The 9,641-nt window shown below is 32.0% G+C and carries 11 protein-coding genes and 1 rRNA gene; 3 read left to right on the forward strand and 9 right to left on the reverse strand.

From position 1 onward, the window contains the following. A partial coding sequence (locus BM227_RS11715; protein WP_177202055.1) for a metal ABC transporter permease occupies positions 1-183 on the forward strand: 183 nt, incomplete at its 5' end. A gap of 4 nt (positions 184-187) precedes the next feature. On the opposite strand, the gene BM227_RS11720 is transcribed toward BM227_RS11715, so the two are convergent. From BM227_RS11720 to BM227_RS11740, 5 genes are read right to left on the reverse strand one after another with little or no spacing between them, the layout of a single operon-like run. Beyond that, a complete protein-coding gene (locus tag BM227_RS11720; protein ID WP_092914103.1) occupies positions 188-709 on the reverse strand; it encodes a YtfJ family protein in 522 nt (173 codons plus the stop codon). A gap of 28 nt (positions 710-737) precedes the next feature. Beyond that, positions 738-1,451 carry an ABC transporter ATP-binding protein gene (locus tag BM227_RS11725; protein WP_092914104.1) on the reverse strand — a complete coding sequence of 238 codons (714 nt, stop codon included), beginning with the start codon at positions 1,449-1,451 and terminating at the stop codon, positions 738-740. Positions 1,452-1,453: 2 nt separating this feature from the next. Beyond that, positions 1,454-2,605, reverse strand: a complete 1,152-nt coding sequence (locus BM227_RS11730; RefSeq protein ID WP_092914106.1) for an ABC transporter permease — start codon at positions 2,603-2,605, stop codon at positions 1,454-1,456. Next, positions 2,598-3,743 (reverse strand): efflux RND transporter periplasmic adaptor subunit, encoded by a 1,146-nt coding sequence (locus tag BM227_RS11735; protein ID WP_092914107.1) that lies wholly within the window; start codon positions 3,741-3,743, stop codon positions 2,598-2,600. Before BM227_RS11735 ends, BM227_RS11730 begins: the two co-directional genes overlap by 8 nt. Next, positions 3,743-4,999, reverse strand: coding sequence for a TolC family protein (locus BM227_RS11740; protein WP_245757070.1), 1,257 nt, complete (start codon positions 4,997-4,999; stop codon positions 3,743-3,745). Before BM227_RS11740 ends, BM227_RS11735 begins: the two co-directional genes overlap by 1 nt. 179 nt (positions 5,000-5,178) lie before the next feature. Between BM227_RS11740 and BM227_RS11745 the strand changes: the two genes are divergently transcribed. Further along, positions 5,179-6,120 carry a D-2-hydroxyacid dehydrogenase gene (locus tag BM227_RS11745; RefSeq protein ID WP_092914109.1) on the forward strand — a complete coding sequence of 314 codons (942 nt, stop codon included), beginning with the start codon at positions 5,179-5,181 and terminating at the stop codon, positions 6,118-6,120. A gap of 46 nt (positions 6,121-6,166) precedes the next feature. Here the strand turns inward: BM227_RS11745 and BM227_RS11750 are convergent, their stop codons facing one another. The 4 genes from BM227_RS11750 to BM227_RS11765 all read right to left on the reverse strand — a co-directional run bounded on the left by BM227_RS11750 (position 6,167) and on the right by BM227_RS11765 (position 8,946). Continuing rightward, complete coding sequence (locus BM227_RS11750; RefSeq protein ID WP_092914110.1) at positions 6,167-7,453, reverse strand: nitroreductase family protein; 1,287 nt, start codon at positions 7,451-7,453, stop codon at positions 6,167-6,169. Continuing rightward, entirely contained in the window at positions 7,431-7,748 is a 318-nt protein-coding gene (locus BM227_RS11755) for a DUF309 domain-containing protein (protein WP_092914112.1), read from the reverse strand. The genes BM227_RS11750 and BM227_RS11755 overlap by 23 nt, the downstream gene beginning before the upstream one ends. A gap of 81 nt (positions 7,749-7,829) precedes the next feature. Next, on the reverse strand, positions 7,830-8,234 hold the full coding sequence (locus BM227_RS11760) for a thiamine-phosphate pyrophosphorylase (RefSeq protein WP_092914114.1): 405 nt from the start codon (positions 8,232-8,234) through the stop codon (positions 7,830-7,832). Further along, positions 8,224-8,946 carry a Bax inhibitor-1/YccA family protein gene (locus tag BM227_RS11765; RefSeq protein ID WP_092914116.1) on the reverse strand — a complete coding sequence of 241 codons (723 nt, stop codon included), beginning with the start codon at positions 8,944-8,946 and terminating at the stop codon, positions 8,224-8,226. The genes BM227_RS11760 and BM227_RS11765 overlap by 11 nt, the downstream gene beginning before the upstream one ends. Positions 8,947-9,328: 382 nt before the next feature. On the opposite strand from BM227_RS11765, the gene BM227_RS11770 reads away from it, so the two are divergent. Continuing rightward, positions 9,329-9,641: ribosomal RNA gene (locus tag BM227_RS11770) — 16S ribosomal RNA — on the forward strand; the annotation flags it as partial.

The raw sequence follows: 9,641 nt of genomic DNA on the forward strand, positions 1-9,641 counted from the left end.
AGTGAAATGTATGTTAAATCACTTAGTAGTATGATGATTATTTCTATCATACTCTCTATTATCTATATCATTGCTGGACTATTCTTGGCATACTGGTATGACCTTTCAACAGGTGCTTCAGTAATTTTGGTTGCAGTATTAGGTACAATTATTTTATATATGGTTAAATGGAGTAAAAATTAAAACCTCAAATAGAGTTTTTAATTAAATTTAGAATCTTTTTTTGCTCTTGTGCCGATACTTTACCGCTCTTTTTATAAATAACTTTCATATTCTTATCAATAATTAAAATATTGCTTGTATTATCTACCATATACCACTTTTTGACTAAATATTTTGTTTGATCAAATATAAACTGTGTATTATTTAAGTTTTTCTGATTTTCATTAAGCATTTTTTTAAGTATAGAGTTTGGCATCCAAGTTGCTGCAAGATTAACAATGGCAATTGTGGAGTATCTCTTTGATGATAAATTTGCTCTATTTAACTTTTCTATAAAGGGCATAGCCTCTTCTTTTGCATCTGGATCCATATATAATAAAATATGCCATTTCCCTTTTAAACTATTACAATCCCAAGCTCTATTATCATATAAACCGCCATTTTTAACACTTAATATAATATGAGGTAAAATCTCTCCCACTTTAACTGCAAATAGATTAACTGTTGTAAAAACTAAAATCATAGATATTAGAGCAAACCGTTTCATACTTTTCCTTTTAATAAATAGAACTCTTTTAAATTACAGTTTTATATTTTGATATATCTTCTGATACTACTTGTTTATTTTTTATTTTCAAAATTCTGTCGCAGAAGGGTAACATTGCTTCATCGTGTGTAACCATAATAATAGCAACATTTTGATCAAGTGCTATTTTTTTTAACATTTTTACGACAGAAACAGAACGTTCACTATCAAGTGCAGCTGTTGGTTCATCAGCAAGAATAATTTGTGGTATATTTGCTAATGCTCTAGCAATTGCTACTCTTTGATTTTGTCCTCCAGAGAGTTGTGATGGCATATTATAAGCTTTATCTTCAATTTCAAAATATTTTAAAAGATCCATAGCAGTTTTATATGCCTCTTTTTCAGAAACTCCATTTGTTTGAGGTACAAGTGTTACATTTTCTATTACATTGAGAAATGGAATCAAATAGTGTGCCTGAAAAATAAATCCTATCTTTTCTCTTCTTATTTTTCTTGTCTCTTTTGTAAGCCATCTATTTTCATATACTTTTTCATCACCTAACCAAATTGTTCCACTTGTGGGTTCCTCTACACATCCTATCATCATTAGAAGAGTAGTTTTCCCTGCACCACTTGGAGCAATTAGTGCAACAAGCTCACCTTTATTAATTTGAAAATTTGCATCTTTTATAACAGAGACAAGACTATCTCCTTTTCCAAAAGTTTTTACAAGATTTTCCACTTTAATTGCTTGTTTATTCATTTTTAGCCTCCTATGGCAGCTGCAGGGTCAGCATTAATTACTTTTTTTATTCCGACTAAAGATGAAACTATAGAAGCAATAATTATTATAATAAAAAGTATCAAAGCATCAGAAACCTCCAAAACTACTCTTTTAGGGAATTTACTATATATTAAATGTGAAAATATATTACCTGAGATAAAGGCTAAAAATCCTAAAATTATTGTCTCTTGAACAATCATTTTGATAATCATACTATTGGGAATACCAATAAGCTTCATAATAGATATTTCTTTTATCTTCTCTAATGTCATAGTATATATAATCAAAGCTATAATAATGGTAGAGACTATGATTAAAATAGCAGTAAAAAGACCTATTTGTTTAGAAGCTCTTTCTATAAGATTTTTAGTTAATATATCTTTTTGAGCATTTTTAGTATATACACTTTTATGCTTAGTCTCTTTAATATTTTTAGCAACAGTATTTATGTTATATCCTTCTTTTATGGTTGCTATAATAGCATTAACCATAGGCATATTGGTTGAACTATCTTTAATCCCTCTTGCTCTGTCATTTCTTATACGGTTATTTGAGTATGAAAATTGTAATTCTTGAGCATCTTTTAAACTTATATAAACCAATGGGTCACCACCAGAAGAGACAGTTCCATGAGTTATTCCAACTACTTTATAGCTGTTTCTTCCTATTGGAATCTCTTCTCCTAATGAAAAACCGATGTTATCAGAGACAACAATTTCATAATGGCTACGATTTAAACCTCTACCTTTGATAACTCTTTTTGGATTGATAGGATTAAAATCTCCATATGGATCAAATCCAACTGCCATAATACGAACACTCTTTTTAGAGTTATGTAGTTGTAAATTTTGAAAGGTTAAACCAGCTATCTTTTCTATACCGTCAATAGTTTTAATAGAGTTTTTTAAATCTTCATGAATCCTTGAAGATTCAGCAAATGGTCCTAATGTATTTTCTTGGACTATCCATAAATCTACATTAAGATCATCAAGTAGAACTTCTGCATCAACAATCATGCCTCGATAAACACCTATCATTATAAGTACAATACCAAGTAGCATTCCAACACCAACTGCTGTAATTATAAAAGTTCCAAGTTTGTATTGAATGTCTTTTTGGGCTAAATTAATCATTTATAATAGTTGCTCCCTCTTTTAGAGGTTTATTTTTAGTTGATTGAATTAAAAGTGTAACTCCTTCATTTAATCCTGATACAGCAATCTCTTCATTGCCTCTCGCAATTAACTGAATTTGTAGAAAATGGGCTCTATTTTCTTTTTTGATCCAAACACCCATTTTTTCATTATAGTAACTCAATGCTTTTGTAGGAATTTTTACTACATCTGTGTAAGTTTTAGTGTTTATGGTTACTTCTGCTTGTTCATTAATATAAAAAGGTATAGGGACATTGTTAAAGGCTACATCTACCTCTCTTTCTTGTGTTACCTTATCACTTTGGGCTACAATTCTCTTAACTTCTCCTAAAAATTCTTTATTTGGTTGAGAACGAAGTTTTATAACCGCTTTTTGACCTACTTTTATATTTCCACTTATTTTTTCATCTATATAAGTTTTTACCCATACAGTTTTTGAATCAACTATTTGCAATATATTCTGAGATGGAGAGACACTTTGGGCGATCTGTGCATCTTTTGATATTACATAGCCATAACAAGGTGAGTATATTTTATATCTTAAAAGTTTCTCTTTTAATGCATCTACTGCTTTTTGTGATTTGGATAGCTCTAATTTTGCCGATAAAATATGTGCTTTTGTTGCTTCAATTTGAGATTTTATAACTTCAAGATCCATTTTTGCTTTATCATATTCAGCTTTGGATATAAATGACTGCTTGTTAAGTTTTTCATAACGCTTATATGTTATTTCGGCTAAATATTTTTGGGCAATTAGGCTATTTAGCTCTTTTTGTGTAGCTATCATTTCCGATTTTGCTTTTTTTACAGCAATTTTAGCCTCTTGTAGCTGTTGAGGAATATCTATGCTGTCAATAGTAACTAAAAGATCTCCTTTTTTTACCCATTGACCTTCATCTGTTAAAATTTTAACTATTTTACCACCAGTTTGAGAAGTTATTTTATATATATCTTTTGCTCCTACATTTCCAATGCCAAAAACCTGTACAGATAAATCACCTTTTATTGATTTTACTGTTTTATATGTTACTTTAGGTATATAAACCTTTTTATAAAATATTGTAGCACCTACTATAAGTAATATAGCTAATATAATATATTTAGAAAATTTTTGCATTATAGTTTCCCTTTTAAGTATTCTATTCTATCAAAAGCAATACTTCTTGAGTAGTAAGCTTCTAATATCTCTAATTTTGCATTTAATACAATGGCAATATTATCCAAGATATCTAAATATGTTGCTAATCCCTCTTTATAACGGGCATTTAACTCTTCTTGTGTACTTTTTGCTGAAGATAGTTGAGCTTTTTTAGTTTTTATTGTCTGATTATAATGCTCTATATCTATTAAAAGAGAGTGGTACTCCTCTTTTAGTGCTAAGATATCAGAATCTTTCTCTTTTTGTGCAATTATCTTTCCAATACGTGCTTTTTGTTCTAAAGCAGTTAATTTTCCACTTGTATAAATAGGAACACTATAGCTTATTCCAACAGAACTTAAGTTATAGTTGTTTAGAGCATCATATTTATAGTAAGAAGCAACAAGATCTATGCTACCAAAATGTGAAATTTTAGCAGACTTATAAATTAATTGATTCTTTTGTATATTTAGTCTATCAATTTTAATTTTATTATTATTTTCAACTACTTTATACTCCAAATTTTTATTTATTTTCAATTTTTTCTTTAAAATAGAGTTTTGCAGTTTAACACTATCATCAATTTTCATTCCCATATATAATGAAAGTGAGACTTTTACTTTTTTAAAAGATGCTTTAGTAAAAGATAAAGCATCTTCTGCGGCATAAACAGCAGATAGAAAGCGATTAACATCTGCTTTAGTTTTAAGTCCTTGTTCAAATAGTGCTTTAGCTTGAGCAAGATAAGCTTTTTTTGCTTCAAGATCTTTCTCTCTTACTTTAATAGCTTCTCTTTGAATAATTAAAAGTTTGTAAAGGGATTTAACTTTGAAAATCAATAGTGCTTTTGCTTCAGCTAATGATTCTTTGGCAATATCCACATCAACTTTACTACTTTGTACAATAGATGATGTTGTACCAAAATCCCATACTTTTTGATGCAACGTTACTCCAAGGCTCCATCCACTCTCTTGAGTTGTATGAAATACTCCACTATTTTGAATAGTATAAGTTTTTGTTGGGTTATAAGTTGCTAATAAATCAAGTTGTGGCAAATAACTTGTATATACAGCATTATAATTTTGCTCTGATTGTTGAATACGAAGCATAAAAGCTTTGATATCTGGATGATTTAAGAGTGTTTTATTGATAGCTGTTTTTAAAGTTATTGTTTGAGAATAGAGAGCCTCTAATCCAATAAGAGAAATAATTATGAATTTTTTTAAAATTTTCAAGTGTACCTTTCCGTTTTACTATACTATAAGATAATATTTATAAATTTTATATAAGATGATATAGTATGAAATTTAGAAAAAGAGTGTAGTAGATAAGTCAATTATCAATTTTATTCTTTTTTTGTTACAATTGTGAATAGAAGAGAAAATTTAAGAGTTAGTGAGTGTAAGATAAAAAAATGAAATTAATTTTTTTAGATGCCAAAACATTGGGAGATGATATTGATCTATCTGTCTTTGAAAAATTTGGAGATGTAACAATCTATCAAACAACAACACTTGGTGAGAGAATTGAGCGTTGTAAAGATGCAGATATCATTATCACCAATAAAGTTGTTATAGATAAAGAGGTTATAGATGCTGTTCCTTCATTAAAGCTTGTATGTGTAGCAGCAACAGGTATGAATAATGTTGATTTGGAGTATGCGGCTCAAAAAGGTATTGAGGTAAAAAATGTAGCTGGGTACTCTACTCACAGTGTTGTTCAGCACACATTTGCAATGCTCTTTTATCTTTTAGAAAAACTTCCATATTATGACAACCATGTTAAATCTAAAGCTTGGAGCCAATCTGGAATTTTCACATGTATAGATCGTCCTTTCCATGAATTAAGAGGAAGACAGTGGGGTATCATAGGTTTTGGAACAATAGGAAAGGCTGTTGCTAAAGTTGCTGAAGCTTTTGGTGCAACTGTAGTTTACTACTCTACCAGTGGTAAAAATAACGATTCTCTATATCCACGTATGGAACTTGATACACTGCTTAGTACATCACATATTATCTCAATTCACGCTCCTCTTAATGAAAAGACAAAAAATCTTCTTGACTTTTCTCGTCTTGAAAAGATTCAAGCAGGCTCTATTTTACTAAATCTTGGTCGTGGTGGTATTGTCAATGAAAAAGATTTAGTTCATGTCATGGATGATAAAGAGATTTATGTAGGATTGGATGTTACAGAAAAAGAGCCGCTATCAGAAGATTCTGTACTCTTTGAAGTAGCTAACCCAGAAAGACTTCTAATAACACCACACATTGCCTGGACAAGTTTAGAAGCACGCCAAGAGCTTGTAAAAGGGATATTTGACAATATAGCTGTTTTTTTAAAAAAGCATACAATATAAGTAATTTTAAAATTTAAACGGCGATTGTTTTAAAGATAGTCGTCGTTTACACTCCAATAGCCAATGCATAAAGCACCATCGATTCATCACCTAAAAATTCAGATACTTCATCATCATAATAGGCACCAATACCACTGCATCCAATACCAAGGTAATTGGCTGTTAGGTATATTCGATGAGCTATAAATCCAGCTTTTTGATAGAGTGAACGGTAGTTGCAACCATCTGAAAGAAGAAAAAAGGTTACGGCACTATCGCTTCCAAGACGCTGCTCAAGACATAAATAACCGGCTTTTTTAGAAAAATCACCATTTTTAAGTAATTTACCATTATGGTAAATTCCAATAGGCATTCCAACTACACGATTTAAAACTGCATAAACTTTAAGCGGTTCATCACAATCACTTGGTACAGGTTGTTCTATAATCTCCATAATCGCTTCAAATTGTGCTTTTGTTATAGATTTACCAGAAAATTCACGGATAGATCGTCGTTTAAGTATAGTCTCTTCCCATGCCTGTTTGTGAAATGTGAATTTTGGAAATCTTGGTTCTTTTTTACATTTTTGCAGATCTAAAGTATCTGAGTATGCCTGTTCTATAATTTGATTTGGCTCAAATACACCAGCTGGGTCAACTTGTTTAATTTTTGAATCAGGCAATTTTACTGTTTTGCCCTTTTTAGGAATAGCAACAATAGCTGCAGATAGAAAAAACTCTTCACGTCCAAAATTAAAAAAACGGTTTAACTCTTTCAAGTCAATATTATATGCAACTCTATAAGCGTGTTCATAAAGATAACTACCTGCTTCTATGGAACCAAGTATATGTCCTGCATCCAATAAACAGTAACGGTAAGCACGGTTTTTATATTTCCAAGCAGAACGGTACCAAGGTGAGCTTATAAAAAAGAGAAGACCGTTCATAGGATTATCAATATGTAAAAGTGGCTCTAAGCCTTCATCTTCACTCAAATTTTGAAGTAATACTGCTGATGAACTTCCAACCTCAAAATGATAAATTCCATCATCAAATCCATCAACATTCCTTGCTTGAAAGTATAGTTCATTTGGATAAAGTGCCCCTGCACTTGGGTTTGTACGTAAATAGTATTCAACACCAGGGTAACTCTTTTTAGCTGTAATTCCGCCAATATGGTAGATAAAGTTATGAGCGGAAAACTCTTTTGAAAGTTGGATTCGTCTATACTCTTTTGGATAGAATTTTAGTGAAGACGGTTGGTTGTTCCAGTCTAGTCTATTTGGATTTTGTCTTACTGAAATCCACGAGTGTTTTGTCGTTTCGTGATACTTACGACCTGAACAGCTGCTCATATTTTTGTTCCAGTAGTTTTTCTATTTCTTTGTAAATAGGTAAATGCTCTGAAGTTGAATTTTCCAATAAAGGAGAATACTTTAGATAAACGTTCCAAGCTTTTTTAGCTGCTTCCATTCGTCCTTTTTTTACTAATTCAAAAGCTACTGAAGCATTTATAAAGCCTTTGATAATCAAAATCTCTTCATCTTTTTCAAATCTTCTTGGGAACCAAATATCCTCCAACACTTCATGTGCTTCATAATATTCACACTTTTTTATGAGTTGAATAAAAGTTTTACAAGCCTCTCCCATTTGTTATCCCCCTATGTAATACGCGATTTTATCGCGAAATGACTTTCGAAAAACTGGGAATATATTTTTAGATAGATTGTTTTACTTAGAAAGATTTTCTTGTTCTAATGCGTAAAGTTCATAACGGATTGTTTTAAAATTTTCAGATTTAGCAGGATCTAGCAGTTTGAATGCTTCTTCTAAGACTCGAGAAGCTTCTTGAGCACGTTTATAGTTAGCTAAAAGAAGAGAGGTAATATTTTCACGTATCATCTCTGTTTCTACACTTGCTTTTAGTACATCATTTTGAATATCTCTATGTGGAAGAATCTCCAAATAATTGTCTATTTTTGCAAGATGTCTGAGTTCTTTAAGTTTTGAAGAGATAGTTTTATTATCGTAAAGGTACCTGTTAATATCTTCAATAACGCGAATCCCTTCCTTTAGTCGGTTGAGATTCGCATCAATCAGCCGAAAGAGTTTCGGCTGTATATTGTTACTCGTCATTGCTTCCAAGGATACCAAGTATTTGTAGAAGTGAAACAAAAAGGTTAAGTACATCAAGATAGATAGCAACAGCTGCTTCTACAGGTGTTGCAAATTCACCTCTGATGATTCGTTGAGTATCATAAAGGATAAATGCACTAAATAGCATTGCTCCAATACCAGCAATAGCAACTTGCAATAAAGGGCTGCCAAGGAAAATGTTTACTATTGAAGCAATAACTACGATTATAAGAGCTATAAAAAGACCTTTTCCCATTCCGCTAAAATCACGTGTAGTGTTCATAGCAAAAAGGCTAAGACCACCAGTAATGACAGCTGTCAGGAAAAATGCCTGACCAACAATTCCACCTCCACCAGGCATAGACATTATACTAGAAAGAAGTGGTGCAAGAGTAAGACCTGTTATGAATGTAAAACCAAAAAGCATTAACAGATTAATGCCAGGTTTTGTACGTGTGAACATTAAGCCAAACAGCATAGCAAACTCAAGAATAACTAATCCCCAGTACCATGACTGAATAGTTGCAGCCATTCCAACACCAAGATAAGCACCAGCTGTTGCTGCAATACAAGAAGCAGCAAATAACTGATATGTTTTTTTAACAAAAGCTACAAGATCAGCCTCAGTTCTGATTTGCGGTTCTTCATAAACATGTTCTTCTTGACGTTGTGCACTTTGATTATGGACATAATCACGATTATATAGTGACATGTCGTTCTCCTTTTTATTTTTAATTAAGATTAATTGCAAGTGGATTATATCTTATGTTGGTATTAAAATCAACCCTATATATACATTATATTAAAACTACAAGCTAGTCTAAAAAATGGATAATTTTGAAAATTTTTGGAAAAATTTTTGCAATTTTTCTGCAAACCCCTTGACACGGAGCGATGAACCTGCTATAATTCCCGTCCACAAACGATGGAGCCCTTAAGTGAAGGGAAGAGATAAACATCGTAAGTGAGTCTTAAGAGATTGAGACAGACGAGATCTTTGACAACCAAGTAATAGATAAGTGAAACCTTTGAGCGTTTAATTTTTGTGACTTTTTTTGAAAAAGTCAATATAGTCGACAAGGACGAACAATTCATTTATGGAGAGTTTGATCCTGGCTCAGAGTGAACGCTGGCGGCGTGCCTAACACATGCAAGTCGAACGAGAACGGCTCATAGATACCTTCGGGTTGAAATGAGTGTCAGCTAAGTGGCGCACGGGTGAGTAATGTATAGGTAACATGCCCCTTGGAGGGGGATAACAGTTGGAAACGACTGCTAATACCCCATACTCCTTTTTGACATAAGTTGAGAAGGGAAATGGTTTATTCCGCCAAGGGATTGGCCTGTATCGTATCAGCTAGTTGGTGGGGTAATGGCCTACCAAGGCTATGACGCGTAGCTGGTCTG

It is taken from the genome of Hydrogenimonas thermophila, from assembly GCF_900115615.1.
GTDB classification, from domain to species: Bacteria; Campylobacterota; Campylobacteria; order Campylobacterales; family Hydrogenimonadaceae; genus Hydrogenimonas; species Hydrogenimonas thermophila.